Source organism: Serinicoccus sp. CUA-874 (assembly GCF_001942225.1).
GTDB classification, from domain to species: Bacteria; Actinomycetota; Actinomycetes; order Actinomycetales; family Dermatophilaceae; genus Ornithinicoccus; species Ornithinicoccus marinus.
Genome location: NZ_MKJZ01000033.1, coordinates 1 through 13,265 on the forward strand (window position 1 = coordinate 1; position 13,265 = coordinate 13,265).

The 13,265-nt window shown below is 68.9% G+C and carries 12 protein-coding genes and 1 pseudogene; 4 read left to right on the forward strand and 9 right to left on the reverse strand.

The window, feature by feature from the left end; translation table 11 throughout:
- Positions 1 to 109 precede the first annotated feature (109 nt).
- Complete coding sequence (locus BJF80_RS08900) at positions 110 to 391, forward strand: DUF4235 domain-containing protein (protein ID WP_075812977.1); 282 nt, start codon at positions 110 to 112, stop codon at positions 389 to 391.
- Positions 392 to 477: 86 nt separating this feature from the next.
- Entirely contained in the window at positions 478 to 1,392 is a 915-nt protein-coding gene (locus BJF80_RS20035; RefSeq protein ID WP_237767509.1) for a polysaccharide biosynthesis protein, read from the forward strand.
- Here the strand turns inward: BJF80_RS20035 and wecB are convergent.
- From wecB to cysD, 7 genes and pseudogenes are all read right to left on the reverse strand, one after another.
- The gene (wecB, locus tag BJF80_RS08910) at positions 1,302 to 2,453 is read right to left on the reverse strand and encodes a non-hydrolyzing UDP-N-acetylglucosamine 2-epimerase (RefSeq protein WP_075812981.1); all 1,152 of its coding nucleotides are present in this window, start codon (positions 2,451 to 2,453) and stop codon (positions 1,302 to 1,304) included. The two genes, BJF80_RS20035 and wecB, sit on opposite strands and share 91 nt — an antisense overlap.
- Positions 2,450 to 3,691, reverse strand: coding sequence for a UDP-N-acetyl-D-mannosamine dehydrogenase (wecC, locus tag BJF80_RS08915; protein ID WP_075812983.1), 1,242 nt, complete (start codon positions 3,689 to 3,691; stop codon positions 2,450 to 2,452). Before wecC ends, wecB begins: the two co-directional genes overlap by 4 nt.
- Before the next feature lie 50 nt (positions 3,692 to 3,741).
- Positions 3,742 to 4,431 carry an APC family permease gene (locus BJF80_RS20750; protein WP_269087388.1) on the reverse strand — a complete coding sequence of 230 codons (690 nt, stop codon included), beginning with the start codon at positions 4,429 to 4,431 and terminating at the stop codon, positions 3,742 to 3,744.
- Between the two features lie 128 nt (positions 4,432 to 4,559).
- A pseudogene (locus BJF80_RS20755) lies at positions 4,560 to 5,222 on the reverse strand (amino acid permease); the annotation flags it as partial.
- Positions 5,223 to 5,341: 119 nt separating this feature from the next.
- Complete coding sequence (locus BJF80_RS08925; protein WP_075812985.1) at positions 5,342 to 6,115, reverse strand: PIG-L deacetylase family protein; 774 nt, start codon at positions 6,113 to 6,115, stop codon at positions 5,342 to 5,344.
- Positions 6,116 to 6,124: 9 nt separating this feature from the next.
- Positions 6,125 to 7,387 (reverse strand): sulfate adenylyltransferase subunit CysN, encoded by a 1,263-nt coding sequence (cysN, locus tag BJF80_RS08930; protein ID WP_237767510.1) that lies wholly within the window; start codon positions 7,385 to 7,387, stop codon positions 6,125 to 6,127.
- A complete protein-coding gene (cysD, locus tag BJF80_RS08935) occupies positions 7,387 to 8,298 on the reverse strand; it encodes a sulfate adenylyltransferase subunit CysD (RefSeq protein WP_075812987.1) in 912 nt (303 codons plus the stop codon). Before cysD ends, cysN begins: the two co-directional genes overlap by 1 nt.
- A gap of 106 nt (positions 8,299 to 8,404) precedes the next feature.
- Between cysD and cysC the strand changes: the two genes are divergently transcribed.
- On the forward strand, positions 8,405 to 9,484 hold the full coding sequence (gene cysC / locus BJF80_RS08940) for an adenylyl-sulfate kinase (protein ID WP_237767511.1): 1,080 nt from the start codon (positions 8,405 to 8,407) through the stop codon (positions 9,482 to 9,484).
- Positions 9,485 to 9,668: 184 nt separating this feature from the next.
- Positions 9,669 to 10,295 carry a 3'(2'),5'-bisphosphate nucleotidase CysQ gene (locus BJF80_RS08945; RefSeq protein ID WP_321166374.1) on the forward strand — a complete coding sequence of 209 codons (627 nt, stop codon included), beginning with the start codon at positions 9,669 to 9,671 and terminating at the stop codon, positions 10,293 to 10,295.
- A gap of 4 nt (positions 10,296 to 10,299) precedes the next feature.
- Here BJF80_RS08945 and BJF80_RS08950 read toward each other — a convergent pair whose 3' ends face one another.
- Complete coding sequence (locus BJF80_RS08950) at positions 10,300 to 11,985, reverse strand: SLC13 family permease (RefSeq protein WP_269087389.1); 1,686 nt, start codon at positions 11,983 to 11,985, stop codon at positions 10,300 to 10,302.
- A gap of 204 nt (positions 11,986 to 12,189) precedes the next feature.
- A complete protein-coding gene (locus BJF80_RS08955; RefSeq protein ID WP_075812991.1) occupies positions 12,190 to 13,008 on the reverse strand; it encodes a hypothetical protein in 819 nt (272 codons plus the stop codon).
- Positions 13,009 to 13,265 lie beyond the last annotated feature (257 nt).

The window sequence follows — 13,265 nt, forward strand, 5'->3', positions numbered from 1 at the left end:
CACTAGGCAATCCGACTCGTGTCATCAACCACCAACCCACTGACCTGCACCTTTCCACCCGGCCATGCCCCAGATAACTGATTAGCTGCGGAACTCAGGTATTCGGGTCATGGGTAATCTCGTCGCCAAAGCCATGACCGTCGGCGCCGTCCTGGCGGCCAGCTCCATCGCGCGCAAGGCCACCGACGGCACCTGGAAGTTCGTCACGGGCAACGACTCCCCGACCAACCCGGAGGACCCGGACATCGACTTCAAGGAGGCCGTGGCCTTCGCGGTGCTCTCCGGCGCGCTGGTCGGGCTGGCGCGGATGCTGGCCAACCGGGAGTCGACCAAGGTGATCGCCAAGGCGAGCCGGAAGAGCTCGGAGCAGATCGCCGACGAGACGAACTGACCTCCCACGGCGAGGCTCCCCTCCCACGTGGTGTCGTCGTGAAATGAAGCACGTTGCATTTCTGATCACTTCTGCCACACAATGACATGTCCCGCCCCATCATCAAAGGCCCAGACATGTCTGAATTCCGGTCGGCCGCGCATGCCCGGCGCGAGATGGCTATCCGCACCTTCTGGGTGATCGTCGACGCCTCATGCTGGGCCTTTGCCCTGATGATTGCCATCTGGGGCCGACTTGACTTTTCCTTGACTATTTTCACAGGTTCTAATTTGTGGATCGGAATGGGCCTCGTGGCCAGCATCCACGCGGTCGTGGGCCTCCTCACCGGCCCCTACCTAGTGCGCCACATGCGGGGCAGCTTCGACGAGATCACGGCGCTGACTCGGACGGCGCTCATCACCGCCCTGGCGCTCATGGCGATCGCCTGGCTGACGCCGGCCGTCTTCATCCCGCGGTCGAGCGCCCTGCTGGCCCCGGCACTGGCGATCGTCCTGATGCTGGCCGCCCGCTTCTTCGTGCGCACCTACCGCTCGCGGCTGATCAGCCGCAACCCGAACGGCGAGAAGGTCATCGTCTTCGGCGCTGGCCTCGCGGGCCGCAGGCTCGTGCACAACATGCTGCACGACGACCGCTCGGAGTTCACGCCCGTCGCCCTCCTCGACGACGACCGCAGCGTGCAGCTCTCCTTGACGGGGCGCGGCCTGCTCGAGGGCGAGGACCCCATGCTGGCCGACATCAGGGACGCGGACAATCTGCGCGCGCAGTTCGCGGTCACCCGCCCCGACGTCGTCTTCCACGCAGCTGCCCTCAAACACCTCAGCCTGCTGGAGCGCTACCCCAAGGAGGCCTGGCAGGCGCCTTCGACGAGGCCGCCAGCGAGAACTAGACCCGAGGGGCGGTGGCCAGCGGCTCAACCGGAGAAGTCGGGCTCGCGCTCCCCGACGCCCAGCATCTGGGCAAGGGCGGCGATGCATCGTGAGGTGGCGTTGCCGTCTCCGTAGGGGTTCGTGGCATTGGCCATGACTCGGTATGCCTCTGGCTCGTCGAGCAGCCGAGCGACCTCAGCGACGACGTTGTCCTCCGCCGTGCCGATCAGCCGCACCGTGCCGGCGGCGACGGCCTCGGGTCGCTCGGTGTTCTCGCGCATCACGAGCACCGGCTTGCCGAGCGAGGGGGCCTCCTCCTGCACCCCGCCCGAGTCGGTGAGGACGACGCTCGCCAGCTTCATGAGCCGGGTGAACTCCGCATACGCCAGGGGCTCGGTCACCAGCACGTTGTCCTGCCCCTCGAGGTGGGGCAGGATCGCCTCGCGGACCACCGGGTTTCGGTGAGCGGGCAGCACGATCGTGGTCTCGGGGTATGCCTCTGCGAGCCGCCGCAGTGCGCGCCCGACGCCATGCATGGCCTCGCCCCAGCTCTCCCGCCGATGTGAGGTGACCAGCAGCACCCGGCCGCCCGCAGCCTCCAGCTCGGCCAACCGCTCATCCGCGAAGTCCTGTCTCTCGGCCACCGTGTGCAGCAAGGCGTCGATCACGGTGTTCCCCGTGATGACCACGCCATCGCCATGGATCCCCTCACGCAGCAGGTTGTCGCGGGAACTCGCCGTCGGAGCCAGGTGCAAGGCACTCACCTGCGAGGTGATCCGCCGGTTGGCCTCCTCGGGGAAGGGCGACATGATGTCGCCGCTGCGCAGCCCCGCCTCGAGATGGACCACCGGTATGCGTCGGTAGAACGCGGCCACGGCGGCGGCCGCCACTGTGCTGGTGTCGCCTTGCACCATGAGGGCATCGGGCTGGGATGACTCAAGGACCGGATCCAGCCGCTCGAAAATCTTGGCCATGAGGGCGTTAAGGCTCTGGGCGTGGGCGAAGACGTCGAGGTCGTGATCGGGCACGATGCCGAAGATCTCGTTGACCTGGTCCAGCATCTCCCTGTGCTGTCCCGTCACGACGGTGACGCTCTCGAGACGCGGGTGGTCCTGCAGGGCCCGGAGTACGGGCGCGACCTTGATGGCTTCCGGCCGGGTGCCGTAGACCGTCATGACTCGCTTGCGCGCGCTCATGCGGTTCCCCGCCAGACACCACGTGTGTCGATCACCGGGATGTCAGGCGTCCATGGACTCTCCTTGAACTCGCGATGATCCACGAGCAGGGCAGCGACGTCCGCAGTCCGTGCGACCTCCTCCAAGGAAGCCAGTCGGACGTTCGGCAAGGAGCTGAGGCGCTCCGGCAGCGTGTCAACATTGGGCTCCACCGCCAGGACCGCAGCCGCCGGAAGACGCTCTGCCAGCTGCGCGGTGATCTCCAGGGCCGGGGACTCCCGCATGTCGTCGATGTCCGGCTTGAACGCCAGGCCGAGCGTGGCGATCACCGGCGACCTGATGCCGTCCACGGCTGCCATGACCTGACCGATCACGTGCTCCGGCTTGTGGTCGTTGACCTCCCGCGCGGTGCGGATCAGACGTGACTGCTCGGGAGCGGCCGAGACGATGAACCACGGGTCGACGGCGATGCAATGACCCCCGACCCCCGGTCCCGGCTGGAGGATGTTGACACGGGGATGCTTGTTCGCCAAGTCGATGAGCTCGAAGACGTCAACGCCGAGGCGTTCGGAGATCAGTGAGAGCTCGTTGGCGAAGGCGATGTTGACATCTCTGAAGGCGTTCTCAGTGAGCTTGGCCAGCTCCGCGGTGACTGCGTCGGTGAGATGGATCTGGCCGCGGCAGAAGGTCTCGTACAGCGCCTTGGCGCGCTCGGCAGCCGTGGGCGTGAGGCCTCCGACGATCCGGTCGTTCTCGACCAGCTCGACCATGACACGCCCCGGGAGCACCCGCTCGGGGCAGTGCGCGATCGCGACGTCGTGATCAGTGCTGCCGTCGGTGCTCAGGTCGGGCCGGGCTGCGCGGACCCTGTCGGCGAGGCGTTGCGTGGTGCCGGGCGGCGAGGTCGACTCGAGGATGATGAGTTCACCACCCCGGAGATGTGGGATGACGCCGTCGACAGCAGCGTCGACGTAGGAGAGGTCAGCGGCATACCCCTCGGCGAAGGGGGTGGGAACGGCGATGATGAAGACGTCTGCCGGCGTGGCATGCCGCTGAGCAGTCAGGTGACCGATGCTCACTGCTTCGGCCACCTGGCTCTCCAGGTCGGGCTCGACGAACGGTAGGCGTCCTTGGCTCACTGCCTCAACGTGTCGTGCGCTGACGTCCACTCCCGTGACGCGGTGACCGTGGGTGGCGAGGATCGCCGCAGTGGGCAGGCCGATGTAACCGAGCCCGAGGACGGCGACGTGCAATGACACGACTTGTGCCTCCGTGAGTTTCGTCGACGTTGTAGAGCCAGCACGATGGGTCATCGCGCGGCGTCCGTGGTCCAAGTTGTTTCTGCATGCTCGCCCAGCACCAGGTGGCGCATCTCCTCGTCGTCGATCTGCCGGCTCGCGGGGAGCCGCATGACGTAGAAGATGACGCCCAGCAGCACCCAGACGCCGAGCGCGATCCAGGAGGGCGTGCCCAACTGCGCCGGCGAGCCGGGGATCAGGAGCAGGCCGAGGAAGAGCAAGCCGGTCAGGGCCCCCAGGCCGCTGAGCACCTTGCGGCCGGTCGACCGCGTGGACGGGTCGCCCTGGTCGCTGCCCGACCAGCGCCAGAGACGGTATGCCGCGAGGCAGGTGTAGGTGTAGGCGACCGTCACCCCGACGGAGGTCATGTCGACGACCCAGAGCAGCGCCTCCCGGCCGAAGAGCGGCGCGATGAGGCACAGCGCTGCGGCGAACCAGACGGCCCGCCCGGGGGCGCCGGCATCGTTGATCTTGGCGAAGAACGGCGGCAGCACCCGCGCACGCCCCATCGCGAAGAGCAGCCGGCTCGCGGAGACGTAGAAGCCGTTGAGCCCGGTCGAGACGCCCATGACGACCGCCACGGCGAGCAGCAGCAGCCCGATCGGCCCGAAGAGGGTCTCCAACCCGTCGGCGGTCCCCCAGGCCGGCTCGTCCGCGACCATCTGCGGCCAGGGCTGGGCGACAGCGGTGGCCAGCAGCATCGCGACGTAGATGCCGGCGGCCGCGACGATCGCCAGGAGGATGAGCCGAAGGCCTTGGTCGGGGAAAAGTCGAACTCCTCAGCGGCCTGCGGCACGTTGTCGAAGCCGACGTAGGCCCACGGGGCGATCGCGACGATCATGAGGACGGCGCTGACCGGCGCCACGCCCTCGGGGAAGCCCGGCTCCAGGTTGGACAGCGGCGTGTCCGGGTGCAGCCAGGTGGCGACGAGAATGCAGGCGACGGCGGCCAGCATGACCAGGCAGAAGGCATACTGCACCCGCCCGGACAGCGTGCCGCCGCGCGCGTTGAGCAGCGCGAAAAGCACGAGGGCGGCCGAGGCGACGACGACCTCACCCAGGTAGACCTGCCAGCCCGCCACCTCCCACAGCGGCACCCACTCGACCACCGGCGGCAGCAGCCGCCGGAAGAGCAGCGCGAGCGCCGAGGCGTTGAGCGCGATGATCGAGACGTAGCCCAGGACCAGCGCCCACCCGGCGACGAAGGCATGGGTGCGGCCGAAGAAGGAGAAGGCGTAGGCATACTCCCCACCGCTCACCGGGAAGTGCCGGATGAGCAGGCCGTAGCTCACCGCGATGAGGCACATCAGCGCCCCGCCGATGACCAGCCCGAGGCTGGCACCGAGGGGCCCGGCCTGTGCCAGCAGGTCCTGCGGGAGCACGAAGGCACCCCAGCCGATCGCCGAGCCGAGCGCGACCGCCCACACCCACTGCGGCTTGAGGGTCTTGCGCAGCTCTTGCCACTCCACGGTAGCCCCCACCTGCTCACTCATGGTCGCCGAGTGTAGATGACTTGCTACCACATGTGGGGGCGGTGTTCGCCAGTCACGTCCCCCCGACTGCCCTCACACGGCTTGGTGGCCACGTGGGAGTAGCTGCTGCCGGCGGGCGGTCACTCACGATGGTCGAGAGCTCTTACGGAGTCGACACCGTTCGCCGTGTCTGAGGAGGGATCTGGCACCTTGCGAAGCAGCCAGGCGAGGGCACGCGCGCCGCGGGTCTGTCCAACAACGCGAAGCAGACTGAGACCCTCAGCCGCGTCTACGCCACACAACGATCCCATGGCGCGCAGCCGCAACTCCATCGCGTCGTCGTCGAGGTCCCGGTATCCTTTCCCGTCGTAGTGAAACTCATGGATGGCGGCTCGTTTGCTTTCGAGGTGACCTGCGACGGGGATGAAGATGGAAGGTTGAAATCGAGTGTAAGCCGCAGTGCGCGGCTCGCTGACACCGAAAGAGAGCAGGGCACTGTCCGGCCAAGTTCGAGATGATGCCAGGACAGCCCTGGACACCATTCGGTGATCTGCATGGGAGTCGCAGTCCGCGTGAGCAAGGACGGCGTCGGCGCCGGACTCTCTCACCAGCCCGTCGATGCGTCCCACAAGCTCGTGCTCGGTCACGTCCTCGACGCGACGGAGGTCGTGAGGGAACACCCAGGTCAATTCGTGTCCCAGTATCCGGGCCGCTCTCGCGGCTGCGTTCTTACGCCGCTCGGACATCGCTGCTGAACGCTCGCTCGTGGAGCAGACAGCGACGGTCAAGCGTAGCCCAGCATGGCACCAGGCCGAGATAGCGCCTCCCAGGGCAATCTCCGCATCGTCGGGATGCGCCGTGACGCAGAGAATGTGTGGGGCGACGTCAGGGTCCTCTTGGTGGGATTCCCGCATGCCTGCCCTTCAGCTACGGATCATCCCCGCCCCGACCGTGACGCCGGACGCCTGGTCGATGAGGATGAAGCTGCCGGTGACCCGGTTCTGCTCGTAGAGGTCGACCATGAGCGGCTGCTGCACCCGCATGCGCACGCGGCCCAGCTCGTTGAGGCCGATCTCCTCAGCCTCCTGGTCGCGGTGCAGGGTGTTGACGTCGAGGCGGTAGTCGATCTCCTTGACCAGCGCCTTCACCGTGCGCGTCGTGTGCTTGACGAGCAGCTTGGCCCGCGGCTTCAGGGCGCCCGGCGACATCCAGCAGACCATCGCGTCGAGGTCCTGCGTCTGCTCCGGCTGGTTGTTGACGCGGGCGATCATGTCGCCGCGGCTGACGTCCACGTCGTCAGCCAGCCGCACGGTCACCGACATCGGGGGGTATGCCTCGTCCAGCTGCTTGTCGAAGGCGTCGATCGCCTCGATGGTGCTCGTCATCCCGCTCGGCAGGACGATGACCTCGTCGCCGGGCTTCATGACGCCGCCGGCGACCTGACCGGCATACCCGCGGTAGTCGTGGAACTCGTCCGACTTGGGGCGCACGACGTACTGCACCGGGAAGCGGACGTCGCGCATCTCGCGGTCCGAGCCGATGTAGACGTGCTCGAGGTGGTGCAGCAGGCTGCTGCCCTCATACCAGTCCATGTTGTCGCTGCGCGAGACGACGTTGTCGCCCTGCAGCGCCGAGATCGGGATCACGGTGAGGTCTGGCACGTCGAGCTTGCGCGCGAAGGCCGTGAACTCGGCCTCGATCTCGCGGAACCGCTCCTCGGAGAAGTCCACGAGGTCCATCTTGTTGACCGCGAGCACGAGGTGCGGCACCCGCAGCATCGACAGGATGACGGCGTGACGACGCGACTGCTCGGTCATGCCCTGGCGGGCGTCGACGAGGACCAGGCCGAGGTCGGCGGTCGAGGCGCCGGTGACCATGTTGCGGGTGTACTGCACGTGGCCCGGGGTGTCGGCGATGATGAACTTGCGCCGCGGCGTCGCGAAGTATCGGTAGGCCACGTCGATGGTGATGCCCTGCTCCCGCTCGCTTCGCAGGCCGTCGGTGAGCAGCGCAAGGTCGGTGTAGTCGAAGCCCTTGTCCTTGGAGGTCTTCTCGACCGACTCCAGCTGGTCCTCGAAGATCGCCTTGCTGTCAAGCAGGAGGCGACCGATGAGCGTCGACTTGCCGTCGTCCACGGAGCCTGCGGTCGCGAAGCGCAGCAGGTCCATCCCGGTCTCGGTACCCATCAGAAGTAGCCCTCCTTCTTGCGGTCCTCCATGGCGGCCTCGGAGAACTTGTCGTCACCACGAGTGGCGCCGCGCTCCGTGATGCGGGAGGCCGCGACCTCCTCGATGATCTTGTCCAGGTCGTCGGCGTCCGACTCCAGGCAGCCGGTGAGCGTCAGGTCGCCGACGGTGCGGAAGCGGACGGTGCGCTCGGTGACCGTCTCGCCGTCACGCAGCGGGTTGAACTCGCTCTCGGTGAAGAGCATGCCGCCTCGCTCGAAGACCCGCCGCTGGTGCGCGTAGTAGATCGAGGGGATGTCGATCGCCTCACGGCGGATGTAGTCCCAGACATCCAGCTCGGTCCAGTTGGACAGCGGGAAGACGCGCATGTGCTCGCCCTCGTGGATGCGGCCGTTGTAGAGGCTCCACAGCTCGGGCCGCTGGTTCTTGGGGTCCCACTGGCCGAACTCGTCGCGGTGGGAGTAGACGCGCTCCTTGGCGCGGGCCTTCTCCTCGTCACGGCGGCCACCACCGAAGGCGGCCGTGTAGCCCTCCTCCTCGATGGCGTTGAGCAGCGTCCCGATCTGCAGCCGGTTGCGGGGCGTCTTGCCGTCGTCGACGACGATGCCGTCCTTGATCGCCTGCTCGACCGAGGCGACGTGCAGCCGCACCCCGAGCCGGTCGACCCAGCGGTCGCGCGTGGCCAGGACCTCGGGGAAGTCGTAGCCGGTGTCGACCTGGAGCACCGGGAAGGGCACCTTGGCGGGGTAGAACGCCTTCTCCGCGAGCCGGAGCATGACGATCGAGTCCTTGCCGCCGGAGAACATCAGCACCGGCTTCTCGAACTCGGCCGCGACCTCGCGGAAGATATGGATCGACTCTGCCTCCAGCTCGTCGAGCTGGGAGAGTCGGTAGTTGCCGTCGACTGTCACACCTGCGCCTTTCCCCTACGGATGCTGCGCGAGCACGATATCTGACAAATGCCCCATAGCCCGCATCGTTGCTCCGCACCTTCTGCTCCTGGCCTAGGGTTGCCCCGTGACCTCACCTGGTGGCTCCCCCGCGCTTTTCCCCGGTATGCCCGTGCTCGACGACCTCGAGCTGGTGCGTCTGGGGCTGCTCGCGCCGGACGACGTGGCGCTGCCGGCGGGACCCGTCACCGTGGTCGACGCCGAGGGCGTGCCGGTCGCCAAGGTGGCCGAGGACGGCGCACTCACCTGGCTGTCGGCCCGCTCCTCCCGCCCGTTCGAGCGGTGGCACCTCGACGACGCCGGCGTCGAGCTGCCGGCGGCACTCGTGGACGACCCGGCTGCCCTAGCGGAGATCCCGGACAGCACTCGAACGCTCGTGGCGCTGGCCTCGGTCGACGGCGACGACAACCAGCGCGACCTCGACCTCGTCCGGGCGGTCCGGAGGGCGGCCGACGAGGGAGGTTATGTCCTGCGTATCGGCCCGGTTGGGCTCGCCGCCGCGGACCGGGAGCGGCGCATCGAGCAGCTGCGCACCGCCCTCGCCGGCGACCACGGCACCGTCCACGACCTGACCGGCCGGGGCGAGCCCAGGGCACACCAGGGACAGGGACAGGGCGTCGTGGTCCTGCTCAGCGGGCTCTCCGGCTCCGGGAAGTCGACGCTGGCGCGGGCGCTGCGCGACCGGCTCGTCGAGGACGAGGGCCGGGCGGTCTCGCTGCTCGACGGCGATGTCGTGCGTCGCCACCTGTCGGCGGGGCTGGGCTTCTCGCCCGAGGATCGCGAGACCAACATCCGTCGCATCGGCTGGGTCGCCGCGGAGATCGCGCGGCACGGCGGGATCGCGATCGCCAGCCCCATCGCGCCCTTCCAGCGCACCCGCGACGACGTCCGCGCCATGGTCGAGGGCCGGGGCGGCCGGCTCGTCCTCGTCCACGTCGCCACCCCGCTCGCGGAGTGCGAGCGGCGCGACCGCAAGGGCCTGTATGCCCGTGCCCGCGCCGGCGAGATCCCCGACTTCACGGGTATCAGCTCGCCCTACGAGGTGCCCACCGACGCCACCCTGACCCTCGACACGACTGGGCAGGACGTCGACCCGCTCGTCGACCAGATCCTGGCCGCGCTCGAGCTGCCCGCCATCACCGACTGACCAGCCGCACCACCGACACCGACCACCACACCGTGAGGGGAACCACCATGACCGACGACCACCAGCTCGCCCGCGAGCTCGCCGACCTCGCCGGGGAGCGGCTGCTCGCCGTGCGCACCGAGCTGCACGCCGCCGCGTCGAGGGCCGCGAGCTCAAGGACGCCGGGGACGCCGCCTCCCAGGAGGTGCTGGCCGCTGCCCTGGCCGAGCGCGCGCCCGGCGACGCCGTGCTCAGCGAGGAGGCGGCCGACGACCACGCGCGGCTGTCGGCCGACCGGGTATGGATCATCGACCCACTCGACGGGACCCGCGAGTTCAGCGAGGTGCCCCGCGACGACTGGGCGGTGCACGTGGCGCTGTGGCAGGGCGGCGAGCTCGTCGCCGGTGCAGTCGCGCTCCCCGCCCGCGGCGTGACCTACGGCACCGACGAGCAGGACGAGGGCATCCCGGCGCGACCGGAGGGCGCGCCGCCGCTGCGGCTGGCCGTGAGCCGCTCGCGCCCCCCGGCCTTCGCCGAGGAGCTCGGCCGGTCGATGGGCGCGACGACCGTGCCGATGGGATCGGCCGGGGTCAAGGCGATGTCGGTCGTCGATGGGTCGTCGGACGCCTACGTGCACGCCGGCGGGCAGTACGAGTGGGACTCGGCTGCGCCGGTCGCGGTGGCTCAGGCATACGGGCTGCACACGAGCCGGGTCGACGGGAGCCCGCTGGTCTACAACAAGGAAAACCCGTGGTCGCCCGACCTCGTCGTGTGCCGCCCCGAGGTCGCCGAGGAGCTGCTCGCCGCGCTGTCGACGATGGACCTGGGCTGAGCCGTCACGGCCACAGCAGCGGGGTCAGGACCACCGTCGCCACGACCACCAGCGCGGTGAGCACCCAGCCGAGCCGGGCATAGTCGGTGAACCGGTATCCCCCGGGGCCGTAGACCATCATGTTGGTCTGGTAGCCGATCGGCGACAGGAACGAGGCCGACGCGGCCACGGCGACGGCGATCGCCGCGCCACGCGGGTCCATCCCCACTGACCCGGCGGTCGCCACGGCGACCGGCAGCATGAGCAGCGCCGCCGCGTTGTTCGTCACCAGTTCGGTGAGGACGATCGTCGCGAGCACCAGGCCGAGCAGGACCCCGACGGTGCCGAAGATGCCGAGCGAGGCGACCAGCCCGCCGGCGACCGCGCCGGCCAGGCCCGAGACCTGCATGGCGCTGGCGAGCCCGAAGGCCGAGGCGATGACGAGGATGACCTCGAGGTCGACCGCGCGCCGGGCCTCCTGGGCGGAGAGCACGCCGGAGAGCACGAGCGCGACCGCACCGAGCAGCGAGCCCTGCAGGATCGGCAGGACGTCGAGGGCGGCGAGGCCGACCACGAGCACCAGGACGGTGACGGGGATCCAGGCGCGCGGCGTCGCCGCGGGTGGGGAGCCGTCGAGACCGGCGATGAGCAGGAAGTCGGAGTGGTCGCGCCAGCGACGGCGGAAGTCGGGGTCGGAGACGACGATGAGGGTGTCGCCGAGCCGGATCGTCTCTGCGCCGAGCTTGCCATCGACGAGGTGGCCGGAGCGGTGGATGCCGACGACCGCGGCCTGATAGGTCGAGCGGAAGCCCGACTCGCGCAGCGTCCGGCCGACGAGCGGGGACTGGGAGCCGACGACGACCTCGAAGTACTTCGCTGTCTGGCTCTGCAGGTCGAGCACGTGCTCGAGCTCGGCGGAACGCAGGCCCGGCATGGCCTGGGCGTCGACGACCTTGCTGACGGAGCCGACGAAGTGCAGCCGGTTGCCGCCCCGTAGCACGGTGTCGGGCCGCACGGGGGCGATGACCGTGTCGCCGCGGTCGACCGAGACGAGGAAGAGCCCCGGCAGCGAGCGCAGCTTGGCCTCCTCCACCGTCTTGCCGTCCACCGCGCCGCCGTCCTGGACGATCATCTCGATAGAGAAGCGTCGGCCCTGCTCCTCGAGCTCTTCACGGGCCGAGCGGCGCGCCGGGAGTAGGGGAGGCGACAGCGCCACCAGGGCGACCAGGCCGAGGAGCGCGATCGGCAGACCGAGCCTGCCGATCTCGAAGAAGCCGATCTCGTCCAGGCCGAGCTCGCCCATCTGCCCGGAGACGACGAGGTTGGTCGAGGTGCCGATGACTGTGAGCAGTCCGCCGAGGACGGCGGCGAAGGACACCGGCATGAGGAACTTGCTCGCCGACAGCCCGCGCCGCTCGCACCACGCGGTGATCTGCGGGATGAGCATGGCGACGATCGGGGTGTTGTTGAGCAGCGCGGAGGCGCCCATGGTGGGCGCCAGCACCCGCAGCAACGGCACCCGGTAGGTCCCCCGCTCCCCCAGCGTGCGCTGCATGACCGGCGCGAGCGCCCCGGTCTTCTCGATGCCGGCCGCGACGACATACAGCGCGGCGACGGTGATGGGGGCGGGGTTGGAGAAACCGGAGAATGCCTGCGCCGGAGTGACCATACCGAGGCTCAGCAGGACGATCACTCCACCGAGGACGACCACCCACGGCTGGTGCGCTGGCGGACGAGGCCGCGAGGACGCCGAGGATGACGACAACCGTGACCCACGCGTCCCAGGACATGTTCGACAGACCCTTTCACGACAGACGCCCCCGCCGCGCGGAGCTCACGAGCGGCCCTGTGCAGGGCAGGCGCGAGCATAGCGCGTCGGGGCGGGCGGCAGATGCGGCCGCCTGTCAGGGGACGATCAGAGGCGGCACGACCTCCAGCTGGACAGCGAGTCGCGGAAGGCCCTGAGCTTGGCCGCGCTCTCCGACAGCCGCCAGTCCGGGCGGGACGGGTTGTTGTTGCTGTTGAAGTAGGAGATCACGCCGATCTTGTCGGTGTTGCGCGAGGCCCACTGCCACTGCCGCTGCCACCAGGTCACCGCGCTGGGGTTGCGGAACTTCAGTGCCACCCCGGTCTCACCGAGGCCGACCATCTTGTTCGGGTAGCCGGCGTCGGCGAGGTGCTCCCGCACACGACCGATGCGTTCGTCGAGCCCGTCACCGGACTGGTTCTGGTAGAGGTCCAGCCCGAAGAAGCCAGAGCGACGCACCACGTCCGGAGTGGCCCAGTCCTCCGGCCTGTCCCGCTTGTTCCACGGGTTGAACGTGTAGTCGCCGATGATCGGCACGAAGACCACGTTGCGCAGGTTCGTCTCGTCCTGCATCAGGTCGTGGATGCGGCAGAAGGCGCGGCGCCACTGACGGGGGAGGTCGCGGCTGGAGCGAGCCTCCTCGGCAGGCTCGTGGTGGAAGGTCACGATGATCGGCCTGGAGTATGAGGCGTAGCCACGGGCACGGGCGCGGATCGCCGAGTCGTGCTGGCCGTTCGCGATCTGCTTCCAGCCGTTGGTGCCGCCGCCCGGGGGCTTGAAGCTGACCCAGGGGATGCGCCGGTTCGCGTGGTCGTTGGCGATGGTGGAGCGCTCGCCCCGGCCGAAGGACCACTGGTAGTAGTGCCGGTGGACACCGATGGCGCCGGTCTTGCGGACCTCGCGGGCGATGTCGCCGTTCGTCGACATGCCGAGATAGATCTTCCCGGGCTGGTGCCCGGTCCAACGGGCTCCTGCCGCAGGGGCGGGGAGGATGTTGCGGGCCTCGCGGGGGAACAGAGTCGACGAGTCCTCGACCTGGCTGAGGAGGGCAGGGGCGACGCACCACCCAGGGACAGGGCGCCGCCGTTCTTGATCAAAGACCTTCGTGAAATTCGGGACATGCAGCGGCAAACTAGTTCGCCCTCGCAGGACTGTCAATTGCTGAAAACCCCGAGCACACGCGA